17 protein-coding genes and 1 pseudogene are annotated in these 21011 nt (G+C 72.1%); 8 read left to right on the forward strand and 10 right to left on the reverse strand.

Translation table 11 applies throughout. The features are described from left to right. Positions 1-2: 2 nt before the first annotated feature. Genes AB0K05_RS03020 through AB0K05_RS03035 form a run of 4 tightly spaced genes read right to left on the reverse strand, consistent with a single transcriptional unit; the run spans position 3 to position 5409 of the window. Positions 3-980, reverse strand: a complete 978-nt coding sequence (locus AB0K05_RS03020; protein ID WP_148034028.1) for an ABC transporter ATP-binding protein — start codon at positions 978-980, stop codon at positions 3-5. Continuing rightward, positions 970-2850, reverse strand: coding sequence for a dipeptide/oligopeptide/nickel ABC transporter permease/ATP-binding protein (locus AB0K05_RS03025; protein WP_364226139.1), 1881 nt, complete (start codon positions 2848-2850; stop codon positions 970-972). The genes AB0K05_RS03020 and AB0K05_RS03025 overlap by 11 nt, the downstream gene beginning before the upstream one ends. Next, positions 2843-3784: an ABC transporter permease gene (locus tag AB0K05_RS03030; protein ID WP_308248976.1), complete on the reverse strand. Its 942-nt coding sequence runs from the start codon at positions 3782-3784 to the stop codon at positions 2843-2845. The genes AB0K05_RS03025 and AB0K05_RS03030 overlap by 8 nt, the downstream gene beginning before the upstream one ends. Further along, positions 3781-5409 carry an ABC transporter substrate-binding protein gene (locus AB0K05_RS03035; RefSeq protein ID WP_364226143.1) on the reverse strand — a complete coding sequence of 543 codons (1629 nt, stop codon included), beginning with the start codon at positions 5407-5409 and terminating at the stop codon, positions 3781-3783. Before AB0K05_RS03035 ends, AB0K05_RS03030 begins: the two co-directional genes overlap by 4 nt. 139 nt (positions 5410-5548) lie before the next feature. On the opposite strand from AB0K05_RS03035, the gene AB0K05_RS03040 reads away from it, so the two are divergent. Further along, positions 5549-6187, forward strand: coding sequence for a TetR family transcriptional regulator (locus tag AB0K05_RS03040; RefSeq protein ID WP_364226146.1), 639 nt, complete (start codon positions 5549-5551; stop codon positions 6185-6187). Here AB0K05_RS03040 and AB0K05_RS03045 read toward each other — a convergent pair whose 3' ends face one another. From AB0K05_RS03045 to AB0K05_RS03055, 3 genes are read right to left on the reverse strand one after another with little or no spacing between them, the layout of a single operon-like run. After that, on the reverse strand, positions 6188-7096 hold the full coding sequence (locus AB0K05_RS03045; protein ID WP_364226149.1) for a rhamnogalacturonan acetylesterase: 909 nt from the start codon (positions 7094-7096) through the stop codon (positions 6188-6190). It abuts the gene before it with no gap. Between the two features lie 18 nt (positions 7097-7114). After that, the gene (locus tag AB0K05_RS03050) at positions 7115-8635 is read right to left on the reverse strand and encodes a long-chain fatty acid--CoA ligase (protein ID WP_219545603.1); all 1521 of its coding nucleotides are present in this window, start codon (positions 8633-8635) and stop codon (positions 7115-7117) included. Further along, entirely contained in the window at positions 8632-9999 is a 1368-nt protein-coding gene (locus tag AB0K05_RS03055; RefSeq protein WP_364226153.1) for a helix-turn-helix domain-containing protein, read from the reverse strand. The genes AB0K05_RS03050 and AB0K05_RS03055 overlap by 4 nt, the downstream gene beginning before the upstream one ends. A gap of 209 nt (positions 10000-10208) precedes the next feature. Between AB0K05_RS03055 and AB0K05_RS03060 the strand changes: the two genes are divergently transcribed. The 5 genes from AB0K05_RS03060 to AB0K05_RS03080 are packed head-to-tail and all read left to right on the forward strand — an operon-like array spanning position 10209 to position 14873. Then, positions 10209-10967 (forward strand): ABC transporter ATP-binding protein, encoded by a 759-nt coding sequence (locus AB0K05_RS03060; protein ID WP_148034021.1) that lies wholly within the window; start codon positions 10209-10211, stop codon positions 10965-10967. Continuing rightward, positions 10964-11674: an ABC transporter ATP-binding protein gene (locus tag AB0K05_RS03065; protein ID WP_364226157.1), complete on the forward strand. Its 711-nt coding sequence runs from the start codon at positions 10964-10966 to the stop codon at positions 11672-11674. Before AB0K05_RS03060 ends, AB0K05_RS03065 begins: the two co-directional genes overlap by 4 nt. A 2-nt stretch (positions 11675-11676) precedes the next feature. Next, positions 11677-12558, forward strand: a complete 882-nt coding sequence (locus AB0K05_RS03070) for a branched-chain amino acid ABC transporter permease (protein ID WP_219545606.1) — start codon at positions 11677-11679, stop codon at positions 12556-12558. Next, a complete protein-coding gene (locus tag AB0K05_RS03075) occupies positions 12555-13580 on the forward strand; it encodes a branched-chain amino acid ABC transporter permease (RefSeq protein ID WP_364226160.1) in 1026 nt (341 codons plus the stop codon). Before AB0K05_RS03070 ends, AB0K05_RS03075 begins: the two co-directional genes overlap by 4 nt. Positions 13581-13586: 6 nt before the next feature. Next, positions 13587-14873, forward strand: coding sequence for an ABC transporter substrate-binding protein (locus AB0K05_RS03080; protein WP_364226162.1), 1287 nt, complete (start codon positions 13587-13589; stop codon positions 14871-14873). A gap of 69 nt (positions 14874-14942) precedes the next feature. Here the strand turns inward: AB0K05_RS03080 and AB0K05_RS03085 are convergent, their stop codons facing one another. Further along, positions 14943-15839, reverse strand: coding sequence for an NAD(P)-dependent oxidoreductase (locus AB0K05_RS03085; RefSeq protein WP_148034016.1), 897 nt, complete (start codon positions 15837-15839; stop codon positions 14943-14945). 22 nt (positions 15840-15861) lie between these two features. Next, positions 15862-16425 carry a helix-turn-helix domain-containing protein gene (locus tag AB0K05_RS03090; RefSeq protein ID WP_148034015.1) on the reverse strand — a complete coding sequence of 188 codons (564 nt, stop codon included), beginning with the start codon at positions 16423-16425 and terminating at the stop codon, positions 15862-15864. Positions 16426-16546: 121 nt separating this feature from the next. On the opposite strand from AB0K05_RS03090, the pseudogene AB0K05_RS03095 reads away from it, so the two are divergent. Next, positions 16547-17368, forward strand: a pseudogene (locus AB0K05_RS03095) (M28 family peptidase); the annotation flags it as partial. A gap of 313 nt (positions 17369-17681) precedes the next feature. After that, positions 17682-19142 carry a hypothetical protein gene (locus AB0K05_RS03100; RefSeq protein WP_364226166.1) on the forward strand — a complete coding sequence of 487 codons (1461 nt, stop codon included), beginning with the start codon at positions 17682-17684 and terminating at the stop codon, positions 19140-19142. A gap of 205 nt (positions 19143-19347) precedes the next feature. Here AB0K05_RS03100 and AB0K05_RS03105 read toward each other — a convergent pair whose 3' ends face one another. Next, the gene (locus AB0K05_RS03105) at positions 19348-20844 is read right to left on the reverse strand and encodes a M28 family metallopeptidase (RefSeq protein ID WP_148034013.1); all 1497 of its coding nucleotides are present in this window, start codon (positions 20842-20844) and stop codon (positions 19348-19350) included. Positions 20845-21011: the final 167 nt, after the last annotated feature.

A 21011-nucleotide genomic window follows, 5' to 3' on the forward strand; every position in this document is an offset into this window, starting at 1 on the left:
TCCTAGATGTCGGGGAAGTGGCAGGCGACGTAGTGGTCGCCGCCGTTCACCGGGCGGATCTCGGGCTCCTCGCGCGCGCACCTCTCGGCGGCGCGCGGGCAGCGGGTACGGAAGCGGCAGCCGGACGGCGGGTCGACCGGCGACGGCGGCTCGCCGCTGATGAGCCGGTCCGCCGGCGGCAGGTCGAGCCCGCTGCCGGGGATGGCGGCGAGCAGGGCCTTGGTGTACGGATGGGCGGGCCGGGCGATGAGGTCCTCGCTGGGCGCGAGCTCGCACGTCTTGCCGAGATACATCACCAGGATCCGGTCGCTGACGTTCTTCACCACGGCCAGGTCGTGCGCGATGAACACCAGCGTCAGCCGGTAGCGCTCCTTCAGGTCCTCCAGCAGGGCGAGGATCTGCGCCTGCACCGACACGTCGAGCGCCGACACCGGCTCGTCGCAGATCACCACCTCCGGCTCCAGCACCAGCGCCCGCGCGATCGAGACACGCTGGCACTGCCCGCCGGAGAACTCGTGCGGCCGCCGCACCGCCGCCGTCGCCGGGTCCAGGCCGACGGCCTCCAGCACCTCGTCGACGTCGAGGGCGCCGCGCCCCCACACCTTCGGCCCCTCCTCGACGATCTCGCGGACGCGGCGGCGCGGGTTCAGCGACGAGATCGGGTCCTGGAAGATCATCTGCAGCCGCCGCCTGACCCGGCGCAGCGCCTCGCCGCGCAGCGAGGTCAGGTCGAGCCCGTCCAGCCGCACCGAGCCGGCCCGCGGGCGCGGGAGCTGGATGAGCGCCCGCGCGGTGCTCGACTTGCCGCAGCCGGACTCGCCGACGATGCCCAGCGTCTCGCCCTTGGCCAGGTCGAAGCTCACGCCGGAGACCGCCCTGACCGTGCGGCCGCGCCCGGCGGGGAACTCCACGTACAGATTCTCGACCTGGAGCAGCACTTCGTCACGCGGGCGCAGGTGCGCCGTCCCGCTACCGGCCATGGCTCTCGGCTCCTTCCGGCGCGCCGGCGACCGCCGATCCGGTCGGGTACCAGCAGGCGTAGAGATGGTCGTGGTCGCCGGTCAGCGGCGGGGCCTCCGCGCCGCACCGGTCCTGGGCGTACGCGCAGCGCGGCCGGAACGGGCAGCCCGGCGGGACGTCGGCCAGGTCCGGCGGACGGCCGGGGATGACCCGCAGCCGGTGGTGCGACGGGTCGGTGAGCCGCGGCGCCGCCTGCAGCAGCGCCTCGGTGTACGGCATCCGGGGCCGGGCGAAGACCTGCTCGGCGGGGCCGTGCTCGACGACCTTGCCCGCGTACATGACGATCACCTCGTCGGCCCACTGCCGCACCACCGACAGGTCGTGGCTGACCAGCACCACGGCCATGTCGCGCTCCTCCCGCAGCCGGTGGATGAGGCGCAGCACCTGGTCCTGGATGGTGACGTCGAGCGCGGTCGTCGGCTCGTCGGCGAAGAGCACGTCGGGGCCGCAGGACAGCGCCATGGCGATGGTGACCCGCTGGCGCATCCCGCCGGAGAGCTGGTGCGGGTAGCGGCCCAGCGTGCGGACCGGGTCGGGGATGCCGACGGAGGCGAGCAGCCGCGCCGCCTCCTCGCGGGCCCGCTTGCGGCTCATGCCCAGGTGCACCCGGAGCGGCTCGGTCACCTGGGTGCCGATGGTGCGGACCGGGTTGAGCGCGGTCATCGGGTCCTGGAAGACGGTGCCGAGCCGGCGGCCGAGCACCTGGCGCATCTCCTCGGGCGTGAACCTCGTCAGGTCGTCGCCCTCCAGGCGGACGTGCCCGCCCCTGGACACGTCGGCGGCGGGCAGCAGGCCGAGGATGGTACGGATCAGCATCGACTTGCCCGAACCCGACTCGCCCACGATGGCGAGGGTCCTGCCGCGCTCCAGCGTGAAGGACACCCCGTCGACGGCCTTGACCGTGCCGCGCGGCGTGTGGATGTGCGTGCGCAGGTCGTCGACCTGGAGCAGGGCGCCGGTGACGGGCTCCGCCCCAGGGCCCGCGGGCAGCGGCGCGGACTGCCGGGCCGGCTCCAGCCCGCTCTGCCGCACGTCGGTCAGCGCCCGCAGCCGGTCGCCGACCAGGTTGAACGACAGCACGGTCAGGAACATGACGATCGAGGGCGCCAGCACCACGTGCGGGGCGGTCTCCATCAGCGTGCGGCCCTCGTTGATGAGCCCGCCCCAGGTCGGGGTGGGAGCCTGCACCGAAAGCCCGAGGAAGGCCAGGCTGCCTTCGGCCACGATGACCACGGCCATGCCGATGAAGGCGTAGGAGGCGGCCGGCACCGCCACGTTCGGCATGATGTCACGCCACAGGATGCGGCGGTCCCGTACGCCGAGGACGCGGGCGGCGAGCACGAACTCCCGCTCGGCGAACGACAGCGTGGCGCCCCGGATCAGCCGCACCCAGGCGGGGATGCCCAGCACGCCGAGCACGATGAGCACGTTGCGCAGGCTGGCCCCGGCGAAGGCCACCACGGCCAGCGCGAACACCAGCGAGGGGAAGGCCAGCGCGATGTCGTTGACCGCCATGATCACCGCGTCGGCGAAGCCCTTGCGGTATCCGGCCAGGATGCCGAGCGGGGCGCCGAGCCCCAGGCCGAGCACCACCGCGCCGATGCCGACGCCGAGTGAGACGCGGGCGCCGTGCACGACGCGGCTGAACACGTCGCGGCCGAGGCCGTCGGTGCCGAAGGGGTGCTCCGCGCTCGGGCCGGACCGGGGCGGGCCGACCAGCGTCTCGTCGTAGCCTGGGATGGGCAGCAGGTCGGCCAGCGCGGCCGCGGCCACGACCAGCGAGATCCACGCGGTCGCGATCCAGAATCCGGCTCCGAAGCGCCTACGCACGACGGATCCTCGGGTCGACGGCCGCGTACACGACGTCCACCAGGAAGTTGACCAGCACGTAACCGACCGAGATCAGCACGACGCCTCCCTGCACGGTCAGATAGTCGCGGGAGAAGATGGAGTCGACGATGAGCCGCCCGATGCCGGGCAGCCCGAAGAGCGTCTCGATGATCACCGTGCCGCCGATGAGCGCGCCGAGGTTGAGCCCCACGGCGGTGATCAGCGAGATCGCCGAGGGCCGCAGCGCGTGCCGCCACAGGATGCGCCGCGGCGACAGGCCGCGGGCCCTGGCGAGCGTGATGTAGTCCTCCTGCAGGGTCGCGATCAGGTCGGCGCGCAGCAGCCGCGCGTAGACGGCGAGCTGCCCGCAGCCGAGCGTGATCGCGGGCAGCAGCACCGAGGTGAGGTTCCAGCCCAGGTCCACCGAGATGGGCGTCCACCCGGTGGCGGGCACGACCTGCCAGGTCACCGCGAAGATCAGGATGAGCAGCACGCCGAGCACGAACACCGGCGTGGACAGCAGCGCGAAGCTCATCGCGGTGAGCGCCTGGTCGAGCGCGCCCCCGGCCCGGCGGGCCGCGGCCACGCCCACCGGGATCGCCAGGCCGAGCGCCACGAGTTGCGCGGCGACGAGCAGCTCCAGCGTGACCGGCAGCCGCTCGGCCAGCTCGTCGGCGACCGGCACCCGGGAGATGTAGGAGGTGCCCCAGTCGCCGGAGAGCAGGCCGCTCAGCCAGTCGGCGTAGCGGACCATCAGCGGCTGGTCGAGCCCCATGTCCGCGCGGAGCTGCGCACGGGCCTCCTCGGTGGCCGAGATGCCGAGGATCTGCGTGACGGGGTCGCCCGGCAGGAGGTTGAGCAGCCCGTAGGACAGGAACGTCACCACGAGCAGCACCACCACGAGCCGGACGAGCCGGTGGACGACGAGGATCACTGTGTGCTGATCCAGACCCCGGAGAACGGGTGGTAGGGGATCGGCGCGCCGGTCAGCGGGAGACGCTTCTCCCCGTCGGGCAGCACCTGCTCGTCGATGCCGCGGACCTTGGTCTTCGCGATGATCGCCCCCGTGGTGAGGTGGTCGAGGAAGACGTACGGCACCTGCTCGCGCAGCCGCTCCTGGACCGTGGCGTACGCCTGCTTGCGGGCGGCCTCGTCAGGGGAGACCCGGCCGATGTCGAGCGCCTTGCTGAGCTGCTCGTCCTTGAGCCGGGTGAAGTTGAGCGAGACCTTGCCGACGGGCTGCGCGTAGGCCTGGTGCAGCCAGATGTACTCGCCGTCGGGGTCGGAGGAGGAGAACGCGGTCCACACGGTGGCGTGGTAGTTGCCGATGACGGCGCGGTTGATCAGGTCCGGCTGGTCGGCCTGCTTGATCGTCACGTCGATGCCGGCCTTGCGCCACATGTCCTGGACCAGTTCGACGCCCTGCATGGTGTTGGGGTCGGGCGTGGAGATCACCTCGAACTCGACCGGGCCCTTCTCCGCCTCCACCTCCTTCACCAGGGCGGTGGCCTTGGCCAGGTCGAAGGCGGGGTAGGCGCCCTGGTCGGAGTACCACTTGGAGTCCTTGGTCCAGGGACCGTCGGCCGGTTCCGTCAGCCCGCCGCGCAGGGTCGAGACGACGGCGTCGCGGTCGGTCGCGTGCGCGAGGGCCCGGCGCACCCTGACGTCGTCGAGCGGCGGGACGGCGGTGTTGAGCATGAACGTGTACTCGGGCGCTGGCATGCCCTGCGTCCGGTACACCGCGTAGGCGTCCTTCTGCTCGCCGTACTTGACGATGTCCTCGTCGCGGGTGGTGCCCATGGCGTCGACGCCGCCGGCCTCCAGCGTCTGGGCCCTGGTCTGGCTGTCGGGCAGGATGCGGAACTCGATCTCGTCCAGGTACGGGAGGCCGCTGCGCCAGTAGCGGGGGTTCTTGGTGACGACCATCCGGCTGTCCGGCACGTACTCCTTGAACACGAACGGCCCGGTGCCGACCGGCTTGAGGCTGGCGGCCTGGGGGTCGGCCAGCGACGAGGGCGGCACGATCATGCCGACCTGCGCGGCCAGGTAGTAGGGGAAGGCGACCCAGGGCTGCTTGAGCTTGACCGTGACCGTCATCGGGTCGGTCAGCTCGATGGAGTCGAGCGGCTGGAAGACGGCCGTGTTGAGCGGGGACGCCTTCTGCGCCTCCAGGTTGGCCTTGACGATGTCGCCGGTCAGCGAGATGCCGTCATGGAAGGAGATGCCGTCCCTGACCTTGATCGCCCATTCGTCGTACGTGTCGTTGGGGGTGAGCGACTCCGCCAGGTACGGCTTCCAGGCGCCTTCGGCGTCCATGCTCACCAGCGGTTCGATGATCGTGGTGACCATGCTGTAGCTCTGCGCCGCGAACTGGTCGGTCACCGGGTTGAGCCCGTTGGCGTCGGCGCTCAGCGCGTACACGAGCTTGCCGCCCGCCTTCGGCCCCGACGAGTCCGACGGCGACTCGCCCGCCGGCGCCGCGCCGGGCCGCTGCCCGCTGCACGCCACCAAGGTCACAGCCGCCAGCACGAGGGCCAACGGCCTGGTCCAGCGTTTCATCCACGCCTCCTCCCGGTCATCCCCCGAGAGCAATTTCACCGATAGTACTATCGGTGAAACTTCGCACAAGCGCCAGAGGGCGGATCGTTACCGGGGATCGGTCCAACTACAGTTATCGGTGGACGAGAGAAGGTAACCCGTGACCAACACACCGCTCACCAGGAGCGAGGCCAAGGACCTGACCAGGCGGAGGCTGATCAGGGCCGCCCTGGAGATCCTCGACAAGGAGGGTGAGGCGGGCCTGACGACGGTCAAGGTCGCCAAGGCCGCGGGCATCGCCCAGTCCAGCTTCTACGTGCACTTCAAGGACAAGCAGGATCTCCTGCGCGCCCTCGGCGACGAGGGCGGCGAGCGCCTGCGCCGCGCCATGCGCGAGGCCCGCCGCCAGGCCCGCGAGGCGCCCACCGAGCTGGAGAGCCACCGCGACTCCTTCCGCATCCCGCTCGACGCCATCTCCCGGCATCCGGAGCTGCTGCGCATCCAGCTGCGCGCCCGCCACGACCCGTCCTCGCCGCTGCGCGAGTTCGCCACGGAGACCGCCAAGGCCTACCGCGACCACCACGCGGCCGACCTGGCCGCGCTCGGCTACACCGCCGACAACGAGCGCGACCGCCGCCGCCTGGAGATGATCGCCGAAGGCATCAACGCGGCCACCAACGCCCTGGCGATCGGCCACATCGAGGGCCGCTACCCGGAGATCGAGGAGGCCGTCGACGTGCTGGTCGCGCTGTCGAGGGGCGCGCTGCGGTGGCTGCGCGCCACCCAGACGGGCTCCTGATCAGATCAGGTACGGGGCCACCAGCCCGAGCCTGCGCAGCCCGGCCGCGACCAGGTCGGCGAAGAGCGTCGCACCGTGCTCGGAGGTGTGGGTGTCGTCGCCCTTCTCCCGCGTGAGGTAGAGGCGCTCGGACCCCTCGGGGCCGAGCCCCTCGACCAGCGCGCGGCTCTCGGCGGTGAGGTCGATCAGCGCCACCCCCTGGGCCGCGGCCACCGCGCGCACCTCGGCCGGCAGGTCGACGCCGAGCCCGTTGACGATCAGCCCTTCCTGGTCGAGGCACCCGCCCCGGAACCGGCGCCGCACCACGGGCGTGACCAGCACCGGCGCGGCGCCCCTCGCCTCTATGCCGTGCACCAGGCGGGTGAGGTTGGCGCGGAACTCCACCGCGCTGGTGTGCTTGTCGTTGTGGCCGAACTGGACCAGGGCCACGTCGCCGGGGCCGAGCTGGTCGCGCATCGCCGCCCACATGGCAGGTTTGGCCAGGAACGACGCCGACGACTCGCCCGAGCCCGAGTGGTTGACCACCGACAGCCCGCGCCGGAAGTGACGCGGCAGCCGCTGCCCCCAGCCGGTGTAGGGGGCCGTCGCCTGGTCGGTCACGGTCGAGTCGCCCGCCAGGAACAGGCTCCGCCCCCTGGCCGGGCTCAGGTGCACCGAGCTCACCTCGGGATCCGGGCCGGTGAACGTGAGGGTGAGACCGGGGCTGCCGTCGCCGTCGAAGCCGTTCTGCTGGCTCTCCGGGGTGCGGACGTTGACCGTGAAGTCGCGGCGCGCGGGCCGGTCGCCGGGCGACGCCCACACCATCAGCCGCCTGGCCTCCGCCAGCACCTGGGTCGTGGCGCCGCCGATGACCACGCTGACGTCGTAGTGGCCTGGCTCCACGTCGAAGATGTGGGTGATCGGCTTCACACGGGCCCTCCTGCGCGGTCAGCCGCGAGCTGCACGCCCGCTGGCACGGGCCGGCGGGGGGAGCGTGCTGAGCGGCAGCGCGATCGCACGCTTGAGGATCTTACCGGTCGGGCTCACCGGAAGTTCGTCGAAGACCGAGATGTGGCGGGGATACTTGTACGGCGCGACCCGTTCCTTGACGAAGGCGCGTAGTTCGTCCGGATCCACGGGCTCCCGCAGCGCCACCACGGCGGCGATCTCCTCGCCGAGCTCCGGATGCGGCACCCCGATGACCGCGGCCTGCCGCACCGCCGGGTGCTCGTACAGCACCTCCTCCACCTCGCGCGGATAGACGGTGTAGCCGCCGCGCAGGATCACGTCGCGGCGCCGGTCGACCAGGAAGAAGAACCCGTTCTCGTCCACCCGGCCCAGGTCGCCGGTGTGGAACCAGCCGTCGCGGATGGCCTCGGCGGTGGCGGCCGGATTGTTCCAGTAGCCCTTCATCACGTTCGGGCCGCGCACCACGATCTCGCCGATGTCGCCGCACGGCACCTGGCGCCCGTCCTCGCCGACCACCCGCATCTCGATGCCGCGCACCGGCCAGCCGATCGAGCCGGGCCGCCGGCCGTCGCCGCCCCTGTTGGTGGCGGCCACCGCGGAGGTCTCGCTGAGCCCGTACCCCTCGACGATCGCGCAGCCGAAGCGCTCCTCGAAGGCGCGCAGCACGTCGAGCGGCAGCGGGGCGCCGCCGGAGACGCAGATGCGCAGCAGCGACAGGTCGGCGGCGCCCGGGTGGTCGAGCAGCGCGATGTACATGGTCGGCACGCCCTGGAAGACCGTCACCCCGTCGCGGCGCATCATCTCCAGCGCCCGGCCCGCCTCGAAGCGGCTCATCAACGTCAGCCGCGCCCCGGCGTGCACGGTCGCGTTGAGCGAGCACGTCTGGCCGAAGGAGTGGTAGAGCGGCAGCGCGCCCAGCACCACGTCGTCCACGCCGAGCGCGTGCATGCGGGCGATGGTCGCGGCGGTGCCGCCCAGGTTGCCGTGGGTCAGCTCGATGCCCTTGGCCCGGCCCGTGGTGCCGGCCGTGTAGTGGATGACGGCGGTGTCGCCGTCGTCGCGCGCGGCCACCCCGGGGTCGGCGGCCAGGCCGCGCAGCAGCCGGCGGAACTCGTCGGGCACCACGAAGAAGCAGTCGGTGCCGGTGGCGGCGGCGCCGGCCTCGGCGGTCTCGGCGAAGGCGTGCCAGGCGATCAGCAGGCGCGGCCCGCAGTCGCTCACGTACGCGGCGATCTCGCGCTTGCGCAGCAGCGGGTCGAGCGGCACCACGACGGCGCCCATGCGCAGCACCCCGTAGTAGACCGCGGCGAACTCCGGCACGTTGGGCAGCATGATCGCCACCCGGTCCCCGGTCCCGATGCCGCGGCCGCGCAGCAGCGTCGCCACCCGCGCGGACATCGCGTCCAGCGCCCGGTAGCTGAGCACCGCGTCGTCCAGCGTGATGACCGCTCTCTCACCGAGTCGCTCGGCGGAGGTGTGGAGCCGGTCGGCGAGGTTCATGGGAACGACCGTACGTCCGAGGTCCCCCGGTCCTCATTGGTCGCGGTGGCCAGTCTTTTCCGCTCGGGATTGGTGGGAGGAAGCGAGTCCTGCAGCGCGATCGCGACCAGCAGCTCGACGAGGTCGTTGATGTGGCGCAGGCTCCGGCCGGTGCGCTCCTGGATGCGGCGCAGCCGGTATTGAGCGGTGTTGGGGTGGATCTGCAGCCGCTCGGCGGCGGTGCGCAGGTTGAGGTCGGCGGCGGCGAACGCGCGGATGGTGGCGGTGAGCACGCCGCCCCTGGCCCGGTCCTCGTCCAGCAGCGAGGTGATGCGCGGGTCGACGAGGTTGCGTGCGGTGTCGTCGGCGCCCAGGGCGAGGTACTGGAAGGGGGTGATGCGCGGCAGCGCGGCCACCCCGCCGTCCTCGGGCAGGAAGTCGATCACCGCCCGAGCCTCCTGGTAGGCCTGCGGGATCCGGGCGATGCCCCCGCCGACCGTGCTGATGCCCATCGCCAGCACGATACCTTCGGCCAGCAGCGACTCGCGGAGCGCCTGCAGCCGGTCGCACAGCTCCTCCGGGTCGCCGTTCTGGCCGAGCACCGGGACGGCCACGATCTCCGACTGGCGCACCACCGACAGCGTCCGCCCGCCGGTCCTCGCGTTCGCCCCGGTGTTCAGCCGCGCGAGCGCCGCGCACGCGGCGTGCCGGGCGTCGGCGCCCCGGTCCGGCCCGCGCGGCACCGCGGTGCGCGGGCCGAGCACGACCGCGACCACCACGAGCAGCGGCGTGCGGGTGTCCTCGCACAGCCCGTGCGCCTGCGCGGCGGCGAGCTGCGGCCCGCGCGTCGGCACCGCGCCGGCCAGCAGCGTCTCCAGCAGGTCCCGGGTCTCGCGGACGGCCTCCGCGGCCGCGTACTGCTGGAACTCCATGTACGCGTGGGCGGCGTGCGTGCTGGCGAAGTCGCAGTACCGCATGAGCGGGGCCGCCAGCGACAGCGCGGCCTCGCGCCCGGCGGCGGTGTGGCCCGCCCTGGCCAGCACCGACTCCCAGAACACCTGCTGGCCGACCCTGAAGGCGTTGATGTAGTCGGCCAGCGCGATCCCGGCCCTGGCCCGGCGCATCGCGGCCCGGCGGACGTAGGCGATGTCGTCCGGCTTCACCGTCCTGTCCTCGAACAGCACGGCGAGCTTGCCCCGGTAATGGCGCACCACCTGGTCGCGCACGTCGGCCAGGAACTCCTCGCTCTGGGCCGCGTAGGCCGGGATCTCGGCGCGCATCGTGACCACGGCCGCCCCGGCGAGCTTTTCGACGTCGGAGAGTAGTTCGGAGAGGATCCGCGCGCGCTGCGCCCGGACCGGCTCCGCACCAGTGAACGTTTCCATACCGGAACCACTGGACATGTCCGGGATGATCCCCGGTGGTTGCGGGGAGGTCAACGGCTCGTAACCGCTCCGAGACAGTCGCTGTGTCCTGTGGACAACCTTCGGTGCACATGTTGGGTCGCCGTGCCCAATGCGGCCGGAGACGGGCCGAACCTACGCTGACCCCAACTTCAGAACATTCTTCCGCTCGCTGTGCCCCAGGAGGCCGGATGCTGGAAGTACACGATCTTACCGTCCGGTTCGGCGGCATCACGGCGCTCGACGGCGTCGGATTCTCCGTGGGGAACGGCGAGATGGTGGGCCTGATCGGACCCAACGGCGCCGGCAAGACCACCCTGTTCAACTGCCTGACCCGGCGCTACCAGGCCGACGCGGGGCAGGTGCGCTACGAGGGCGAGGACCTGCTCGCGGTGCCGCCGCACGCCATCGCGGCGCTCGGCATCGCCCGCACCTTCCAGAACCTCGGCCTGTTCCCGCGCATCTCCGTACGGGACAACGTGCTGGTCGGCGCGCACCACCGGGGCAGGGCCGGGTTCCTCACCGCGGCGCTGCGGCTGCCGGGCGTGCGCGGCGAGGAGCGGCGGCTGCGGGCCCAGGCCGACGCCGTGCTGGAACGGCTGGGCCTGTCGGCCGTCGCCGACCACCCGGCCGCCGGGCTGCCCTTCGGCACGCTCAAACGGGTGGAGCTGGCCAGGGCGCTGGCCGCGGAGCCGCGGCTGCTGCTGCTGGACGAGCCGGTCAACGGGCTCAGCTCGGCCGAGGTCGAGGAGTTCGCCGGCACCCTGCGCGCCATCCGCGACGACCTGGACCTGACCGTGGTGGTGGTCGAGCACCACATGGGCTTCGTCATGAGCACCTGCGACCGGATCGTCTGCCTGGACTTCGGCAAGAAGATCGCCGAAGGCCCGCCGGCCGAGGTCCAGCGCGACCCCGGCGTCATCGAGGCCTACCTGGGGACGGCGGTATGAGCGAGCTGGTGGTCTCCGGGCTGAACGCCGGATACGGCGGCGCCCAGGTGCTGCACGACGTCAGCCTCACCGTGGGGGAGGGCGAGATCTGCGCGATACTCGGCCCCAACGGGGCGGGCAAGACGACCCTGCTGCGGGCGCTGTCCGGCATGGTCAAGGGGCGCGGCGGCGTCCGGCTCGGCGACGTCGAGCTGCTCGGCCGCTCGCCCGACGCGCTGGCCAGGATGGGCGTCGCGCACGTGCCGGAGGGCCGGGGCACGTTCATGCCCCTCACCGTCGAGGAGAACCTGCGCCTGGGCGCCTACACCCGGCGCGACCGCCTGGAAGAGGACCTCGACCGCATCTACGGCTACTTCCCCGCGCTGAAGCCCCGGCTCAAGCAGGCGGCGGGCAGCCTGAGCGGCGGCGAGCAGCAGATGCTCGCCCTCGGCCGGGCGCTCATGCTGCGCCCCCGGCTGCTCCTGCTGGACGAGCCGTCGCTCGGCCTCGCCCCGCTGATCACCCGGGAGCTCTTCCGCATCGTGCGGACCATCAACGAACAGGAGCGCACCACCGTGGTCGTCGTCGAGCAGAACGCCCATCTCGCCCTGGGCATCGCCCAGCAGGCGCACGTCCTGGAAACCGGGCGGATCGTGCTCTCGGGCACGGCGGCGCAGATCCAGGAGGACGAGCAGGTCGCCCAGTCCTACCTCGGCTATCGGGTCTGACCATGACCGGATTCCTGCAACAGGTCATCCAGGGGCTGAGTACCGGCGCCATCTACGCCAGCCTGGCCCTCGCGCTCGTGCTGATCTACCAGTTCACCGGGATCGTCAACTTCGCCCAGGGGGAGCTGGCCATGTTCTCCACCTACATCGCCTGGCAGTTCACCGCGGCGGGCATGCCGTTCTGGCTGGCGCTGGTGCTCACGCTGGTCGTGTCGTTCGCCGGCGGCATGCTCATCGAACGGGTGATCATCCGGCCGGTCGAGGGGGCGCCGGAACTGACCCTGGTGATCGTCACCGTGGGGCTGTTCATCTTCGTCAACGCCGCCGCCGGATGGATCTGGTCGTTCCTCATCAAGGACTTCCCCAACCCGTTCCCCGGCGGCGCCTTCGAGGTGGGCGGGCTGACCGTCGGCTTCCAGACCCTCGGCGTCTTCGCGGTCGTCGGGATCGTCATGGGCCTGCTCTACCTGCTGTTCCAGCACACCAAGATCGGGCTCGGGATGCGCGCGGTGGCGACGAACCCGGTCTCCGCCCGGCTGGTCGGCATCCGGGTCGGCGTGACGCTGGCGCTCGGCTGGGGGCTGGCCGCCACCGTCGGCGCGGTGTCCGGCGTGCTCGTCGCGCCGCTGCTGTTCCTGGAGCCGAACATGATGGGCGGCGTCCTGATCTACGCCTTCGCCGCCGCCACGCTCGGCGGCTTCGACAGCCCGGCGGGGGCGGTCGCCGGCGGGCTGATCGTCGGCGTGGCCGAGACCCTGGCCGGCGCCTACGTCGGGGCCATCGGGCCCGACCTCAAGGTCGGCGTGCCGCTGGTCATCATCCTGGGCGTGCTGCTGCTGCGGCCCCAGGGCCTGTTCGGGCGAGCGGTGGTGGAGCGGGCATGAGCGAGTCGACACAGGTCACCAGCAGGGCCGGCGCGCCTCCACGGGGGCAGGCGCAGGCGCCGGGCCGACGGGTCCGCCGGCAGCGGATCGTGGCCGGCGTGCTGCTGGCCGCCGCGATCTACGCGCCGTTCCAGCTCGTGCCGTTCCACGTCTTCCAGCTCACCATGGTGCTGGTCTACGCGGTGGCGCTGCTCGGGCTGAACGTGCTGGTCGGGCACGCCGGGCAGATCTCGCTCGGGCACGGCGCGTTCTTCGCCGCCGGGGCGTACGCGGCAGCGATCATGATGTTCCACTGGGAGCTGCCGTACCTGGCGACGCTGCCCGTGGCCGCCGTCGTGGCGTTCCTGCTGGGGCTGGTGCTGGGCGTGCCCGCGATGCGGCTGCGCGGCCTCTACCTGGCGCTCGTCACGCTGGCCATCGCGATCTTCCTGGTGCCGCTGCTCAAGCGGTTCGAGGAGGTCACCGGCGGGTCCATGGGGTTGTCGCTGGCCAAGCCGGCGCCGCCCGCGTGGAGCGGCCTGGCCGAGGACCAGTGGCTGTACTTCCTCGCCCTGGCCGTCGCCGTGGCGGCGTTCCTGCTGGCCGCCGGGCTGCTCCGGTCTCGGGTGGGGCGGGCGCTGCACGCCGTGCGCGACAACGAGATCGCGGCCGAGGTCATGGGGGTGCGGCTCTCGTACTACAAGACGCTCGCCTTCGCCTGGAGCGCGATGTTCGCCGGGGTGGCGGGCTGCGTCTACACGTGGGTGATCGGGTTCGTCTCGCCGGACTCGTTCCCCGTCACGCTGTCGATCACGCTGCTGGCGGGCATCGTCGTCGGCGGTCTCGGGTCGCTGTCGGGCCCGGTGCTCGGCGCGCTGTTCGTGATGTTCGTGCCCAGCCTCTCGCAGGACATCAACGAGGCCGCGCCCGGCGTGATCTTCGGCCTGCTGATCATCGCGGTGATGTACGTGGCCCCGACCGGCCTGGCCGGCCTGGCGGGGCGCGCGGCCAACTCTCTCAAGAAGACCCTCCGGAAGGGGTAACACGACATGCGTTTTACTGCGATCGGCCGTACGGCGGTGACGGCCACCCTGGTGATCGCCGCGGCGGCCTGCGGGGGTCGAGGGGAGACCGGAGAAGGGCAGGCGACGACCAGCGCCGCCCAGGGACAGTGCCAGGGGCAGCAGACCACCGGCATCACGGACACCACGCTCAAGCTCGGCGGCATCTACCCGCTGTCGGGGCCGGCGTCCGCCTACGGTGACATCCCCAAGGGCATCAAGGCGTACTTCGACTACGTGAACGCGGAGAAGGGCGGCGTCGACGGGCGCAAGGTCGAGCTGGTCGTCCGCGACGACGGCTACCAGCCGCCGAAGGCCGTCGAGGAGGCGCGCAGGCTGGTCGAGCAGGAGCAGGTGTTCGCCCTCTTCCAGACGCTGGGCACCCCCTCCACGACCGCCACCTGGGACTACACCAACCAGCGCAAGGTGCCACAGGTCTTCGTCGCCACCGGCGCCTCCCAGTGGGGCACCGACACCGAGCACCCGTGGACCATCGGCTGGCAGCCGAACTACGTCTCCGAGGCCCGCGTCTACGCCCAGTACCTCAAGACGGAGAAGCCCGGCGCCAAGGTCGCCGTCCTCTACCAGAACGACGACTTCGGCGAGGACCTGTTCGGCGGCTTCAAGCGGGCCATCGAGGGCACGGACGTCACCGTCGTGGCGGAGCAGAGCTACGAGGTCACCGACCCCAGCATCGAGCCGCAGATGCGCAACCTGGCCGAGTCAGGCGCCGACGTGTTCCTGAACGTCACCACCCCGAAGTTCGGCTCGCAGGCGCTGGCCGCCGACGTCAAGAACACCAAGTGGAACCCGCTGCACATCGTCAACAACGTCGCCGCCTCCGTCACGGTGCTCAAGCCGGTCGGCTTCGAGAACGTGCAGGGCGTCGTGTCGTCCTCGTACTACAAGGACCCGAACGACCCGCAGTGGGCGGACGACGCGGAGATGAAGCTCTACAAGGAGAAGATGGCGCAGTACGCGCCCGGCGCCGACCCCAACATCCCGTACCACACCTTCGGCTGGGCCGTGGCGAGCAGCTTCCACAAGGCGTTGGAGGCCGCGCCCTGCAAGACCCGCGAGGGCCTGATGGAGTCGGTGCGCAACCTGAACAACGTCCAGGTCGACATGCTGCTGCCCGGCGTGACCATGCAGACCTCGGCCGACGACGCCTTCCCGATCGAGTCGATGCAGCTCATGGAGTTCAAGGGTGAGCGCTGGGAGGTGTTCGGCGAGGTGATCGACACCCGTAAGGAGTTCGGTCCGCTCAGCAACTGACGCCGGTCAGGGGCCGTCCGCCTTCGGAGGCGGACGGCCCTTCGGCGTCCGGCGGTCAGAGGCGAGGCGTCACGGGCGCGCCTTCTCCGGCAGCGGCCGCCCGTCCTCGCCGAGGTAGTCGCGCCAGGAGCGCGACGGCCGCCAGCCGAGCAGGCGGACGGCCTTCTCGCAGGAGATGCCGGACGCGTCGGGCCTGGACAGCGGCCTGATCGGGATCGCCTCGCCGTAGACCGTGGTGATCAGGTCGGCCAGCCCCCGGTTGGCCGCGTTGTCGGGCGAGGCGATGCAGAACACCTCGTGACCGGGCAGCCCGGACTCGACGGCCAGCACGATCGCGTCGGCCAGGTCGTACACGTCGATGTAGCTCCACAGCCCCGCGCTCGGCTGGTAGGGGTCGCGGAGCTGTGGCCCCAGGTTGCGGGCGTAGTTGCCCTCGTGCTGCACCCAGCTCGGCCGCAGCGACACGCACGGGATGCCGGTGCGGCGCACCGCGGCGTCCATGAGCTGCTCGCCGAAGTGTTTCGAGAGCGCGTACGGATCCTGCGGCGCGACCGGGTGGTCCTCGTCGATCGGCGCGTACGACGGCAGGAACGGCCGATCGGCGAAGAAGAAGCCCGGCACGGTCTCGCTGGAGATGTTGACGAACCGCGTCACGCCGAGCGCCACCGCGGCCTCGATCATGTTGAACGTGGCCATCAGGTTGTTCTGGAACACCACGTGCGGCGGGTTGTGGGTGGGGTCGGGGATCGCGGCGGCGTGCACCACCGCCTCCGCCCCGCGCACCACCGCGAACGCCTGGCCGGCGTCGGTCAGGTCGGCCTGCCGGTAGCCGGGCTCGGCCGGGTCGGGCCGCTCCCAGACCGGGCGGGTGACGTCGACCGCCGTCACCTCGTGGCCCGCGCCCATCAGCGCCCGCACGGCCGCGCGGCCGACCTTGCCGTGCGCTCCCGTCACGACGACCCGCATCGCACCCTCTTCCCGTGATGGCTCACCCGTCGGACTCCGGATAGGCGAAGAAGCGGGTGTGGACGCGCCGCGCCCCGGGGCCCGCCTCCTCGGCCGTCTTGTCGTACTTGCCGAGAAGCGCGATGTATTCCTCGAAGAACTCCGCCAGCTCCTCCAGCGTCACCCGGATCGTGCCCCGGGAGTAGGGGAAGGCGTCGCCCCAGCCGCCGGGATCGACCGCCGCCTGGGCGCGGCGGAACGCCTGCATGTCGTCGGCGATCGCGCGGGCGTTCATCTCGTCGATGATCGCCCTGGTCTCCTCGTCCTGCTCGCTGCGGAGCGGGAAGCGCAGGTCGGCGGGGACGAAGCGCCACCAGCGCTCGCGGCCGTGCGCCTTCTCCGGCAGCTCCTCGACGAAGCCGTGCTTGGCCAGCTCGCGCAGGTGGTAGCTGGTGGCGCCGGTGTTGAGGTCGAGCTCGCGGGCCAGCTCGGCGGAGGTGGCGGGGCCGTGGGCGCTGAGGTGGTTGAGGATGCGCTGACGGCGGGGATGGGCGAGCGCGCGCAGCGCCTCAAGGTCGTCGAGCTTGCGCGTGCCGTGCTCAGCCATGGCGTCAACCTAACTGTCGCGTGAGTTCTGTGCAACTTTGCCCGCTGCTAGCTGGGGTTCGGGGGTGAATTGTGCACAAGCCAGCTTGCACAATCCATTGTGCACAGTTCATTATGCATCTATGGATGCTCTCTCCCGGCGGCTGCCGGCCGCCGTCGCCCTCGTCGCCGTCACCCTGCTCGCGGTCGCCGCCTGGCTGGCCGAACTGCCGCCCGTCCCGGCCGGGCGGGACGCGCCGCCCGGCTCGTTCAGCGTCGAACGGGCCTGGCCCGTCCTCGAACGCATCGCCGGCGAGCCCACGCCCGTCGGGTCCGCCGCCGGCGACGCCGTCCGCGACCATCTCGTGGCCGAGCTGACCCGGCTCGGGTTACGGCCCGAGGTGCAGACGGGGGCCGGCGCGCACCCGTTCGGCGGGGACGTGGTGGCCGGGGTCACCGAGAACGTGATCGCCGTCGTCCCCGGCGCGGACTCCACCGGCCGCGTCGTGCTGGCGGCCCATTACGACTCCACGCCCACCACGCCCGGCGCCAGCGACGACAAGGCGTCCGTGGCCGCCATCCTGGAGATCGCCCGCGCCCTGCGCGCCGGGCCTCCGCTCCGCAACGACCTGGTGCTGCTGCTCAGCGACGGCGAGGAGCCCGGGCTCATCGGGGGCGAGGCGTTCCTCCGTCACCCCATGGCGCGGGACGGCGGCGTCGTGGTCAACCTGGAGGGGCCGGGCAACGCCGCCCCGTCGTCCGTCTACAACGTGACCCCCGGCGGCGGCGCCCTGGTGGGGGCGTTCGCGCGGGCCATGCCGCACCCGGTGGGCGAGTCCGCGATGGTGGGCGCCTACCGGGGGACCGGCTTCCACTCCGACCTGACCGTGCTGGAGGAGAACGGGTGGATCGGGATCGACCTGGGGCTCGCCGGCGGGCGCGCCTACTACCACCATCCCCGTGACACCCCTGCCGCCCTCGACCGGGCGGCGCTGCAGATGCAGGGGGACAACGCGCTCGCCATGGTCCGCGAGCTCGGCTCGGCCGACCTGCGTGAGCTCCGGCAGCCCCGGGACGAGGTGTTCTTCACGACCTTCGGCGTGGTGTTCCCGCTACCCGGCGGGACTCGCCACCCCACTGGCTGTCCTGGCCGCCCTGGCCGTCCTGGCCCTCGCCGCGTACACCCGCCTCTCGGCACGACCCCGGAGGGCGGAGCCGGCGTCCGGCGGCACCCACCAGCCGGACGTCCCCCGCTCCAGGTTCGGGGGTGGTGCGCCTGTGACGGTGCCGCGGTTGGTGGCGGGGGTGGTCGCCGTGCTGGGGGTGCTGGTCGTGGTCACCGGGCTGAGCATGGGGTTGTGGCCGGCGCTCGTGGCTCTGGAGCCGGGGTACGGGGATCTGGTCAGCGATCCGTACCGGCCGGAGCCGTATCGACTGGGCCTGGTCATGATGGCGGTGGCCGTCGTGTGGGGGGCGTACGTGGCGCTGCGGCGATGGCTGAACGCGGTGGTCCTGACCGTCGGGGTGCTGTTCTGGCTGGCGGTGCTCGGGGTCGCGGCGGCGTTGCTGATGCCCGGGGCGTCGAACTACGGGTCGCTCACCGCGCTCGCCGGGGCCGCGGGGCTCGCGGGCGCGCTGGCGCTGCGGCGGCGGCCCGTGCTGGGGACGGTCGTGCTGGCGTGCGGGGTGGCGCCGGCGGTCGTGATGTTCAGCGTGGGAGCGCGGTCCATCAGCACCGCGATCGGGCTGGTGATGGCCGCCCCCGCAGGTCTCTTCTACGCCTTCGCCGCCCTGTCGGCGCTCCCCCTGCTCGCCGCCGTCACCCCGGGAGGTGGCCGGACCCCGGCGGCTGTCCCTGCGCGCGGCGAAGCCCCGGCGGCCGTCCCTGCGAGGGGCGGCGCGCCGGTCCAGCCGACCGGCGTCGGGCCGAGGACGGGCGCGGAAGGTGGTCCGGGTGTGCGCGTCGGGCGCCGGTCGGGCGGAGAAGGTGGTCTGGGTGTGCGCGTCGGGCGGCGGACGGGCGGGGGAGGGGGCGGGCGCTTCTGGCGGTGGGTCGGGGTGTGGGGTGGGCCTGTGGTGGCGGGGGTGCTTGCTCTGGTGCTGGGCGGGGTGGGGCTGGGGGTCAACCGGTTCGGGGAGGAGCGGCCCCGGCTGGCGCATCTGGCGTACGTGCTCGACGCCGACGCCCGGCAGGCCGCGTGGGTGAGCATGACCGAGCCGCCGCACCCGTGGGCGGCCGAGCGGGCGCCGGACGTGCCCGGCTCCTGGGACCTGCCGCTTCCGTACCGGCAGGTGCCCGCCCGCGTGGGGACCGCGCCCGCCGCCGGGCTGCCCGCGCCCGAGCTGACCGTGCTGGAGGAGCGGCGTGACGGCGGCGAGACCACACTGCGGGTACGGGTGCGGTCCCAGCGGGGGGCCTACCAGCTGAACCTGCATGCCGACGTCGCGGTCACCGGTGGCTCGTTCGAGGTGCCGGGGCTGGCGCCGGTGACGCTTCCCGCGTACGAGCCGGAGGGCGGGGCGTGGCCGTTCGAGGTGCAGTTCTTCGCGCCGCCGGAGGAGGGGGTGGAGTTCACGCTCCGGTTCGAGAGCGCGACGCGGCCCCGGCTGGCGGTCGCCGACATCACGCTCGGCCTCGACGGCGTCCCGGGGCACCGGCCGCGCCCGGCTGGGGTGGACATGACCCCGTCCGGCGGCGGGCTCCCCACCGACTCGGTGACGGTGGTCAGGGTGCTCTGAGCATCCTGGGCGCGGAACTTCGCACCGAAGGTCAAAAGCTGAAATCTTCTTGGGAAACCCCTCGGGCTGGGCGCCGTAAGCAAGCCTTCGGCCTGCCCGGCCCGCCGTGGTCAGGGAAGAGCACATTCCGCCTCGGGACAGAGTCCTGACCGGCGACATGGAACGGCGGGGTCCTGTGAGGGCAGGGCCCCGCCGTTCCGGGGCGTCAGTTCTGGGCGGTTGCGGAGGAGAGGGCGGCGCGGGCGCCGGCCGGGCGGTCCGGGATGGTGCGCAGGTCGAACGCGTACCGGGCGGTGGAGTCGGCGATCGCGTCGGAGTTCACGTCCAGCGCGAACGCGTTCACGTTCGTGAGGGTGTCGCAGGCCAGGTGGTAGCAGGGGTCGTAGGCCTGGCCCGCCGTGCCGCCCCACAGGGCCGCCTCATCCGGCGTCTTGATGCCTTCCGCGCCGGTGAAGATGCCGCCGGAGGGGATGCCGACCGCGATGAACGGCCCGTAGTCGGAACGGCCGTCGAAGTCGGTGCCGCGGGTCGGCACCTTGCGGTCCTTGAAGAACTTCTCCAGCCGCGCCTCGATCTGCGCCGATCCGGGCGGGCCGGCGGGCGCGCCGGTGGCGTCGGAGTCGTCGCCGTCGTAGAGGAACAGGCCGTAGTTGGGCGAGGCGACCATGTCGAAGTTCAGGTAGACCCTGATCCGGTCGCGCTGCGCCTGGGTCAGGCTCTCCACGTACTGGTCGGAGCCCAGCAGGCCGATCTCCTCGGCGGCCCAGAAGGCGAAGCGGACCTTGTTCTTGACCGGGAAGTGCCGCATCTGCAGCGCGGTCTCCAGGATGGCGGCGCTGCCGGAGGCGTTGTCGTTGATGCCCGGGCCCTCGGGGACGCTGTCCAGGTGGGCGCCGACCATGACCACGTCGCGCGAGTCGCCCCAGCGGCTCTCGGCGATCACGTTGTCGTTGGTGCCGAGCGTGAGCGTCGCGTCGACCGCCAGGCGCACCGGCGTGGCCGTGGTGGCCAGCGCGTTGCCGACGGCGAAGTCGGCGTAGATCATCGGGATCCCGGCCCGCCACTCGCCGATGTCCAGCGGGTTGGCCTCGGTCCGGCCCGGCTGGCCCTCGTTGAAGACGATGATCGCGGACGCGCCGGCGAACCCGGCGTTACGGACCTTGGTGGCGAACGGGCAGGTGCCGCGCTGGATGAGCGCGATGTTGCCCGCGGTGAACCCCGCGAAGTCCGCCATCTCGCAGCCGCTGGTCGAGGTCGGCGTGGGGGCCGGCGGCAGGGTCAGGTCGACGCCCTGCACCGGGGCCGTCACGTCGCCGGCCGGCGACGGCTGGAAGGTGAAGAAGTCCTCGTTGGGCGTGTAGTCCGCCAGGACGGGCGGGCTGTTCTCGACCCAGCCCGCCACGAAGTCGATCGGCTGCAGGGTGACCTTGTAACCGGCCTTGCGGAGCTTGTCGGCGACGTAGTCACGGGACGCGTCGTAACCGGAGGTGCCCGCCGCCCGGTTGCCCCCGTTGGCGTCGGCGATGGCCTGGAAGGCCTTGAGGTGCTTGCTGACGTTGGCGCCCTTCACCTGCTTCACCAGCAGCTTGGCGAAGACCTCGTCGAGCCCTCCGGCGGCCTGGGCCGGAGACGTGAGGGAGAGCGGGAGAGCGAGTGCCGTGACCAGGGCGAGGGCACGGACGACGCCTCGGCGAATTGTCATGTCGCACTTTCCATGTGACGGCAGTGGAGTCGTGCGCCCGTCTGGGCGCTGGGCCATCTCAGGGGATGGCTAGAGGGAGATCCGCACGGCAACTCATGCCCCCGAAGCGTGCTGAACGGAACGTATGCCTGCGGGCAGCCTCTGAGAAGGCCCAGTCAGCCCATCAC

The organism is Nonomuraea sp. NPDC049486, from assembly GCF_040676925.1.
Taxonomy (GTDB): domain Bacteria; phylum Actinomycetota; class Actinomycetes; order Streptosporangiales; family Streptosporangiaceae; genus Nonomuraea; species Nonomuraea ferruginea.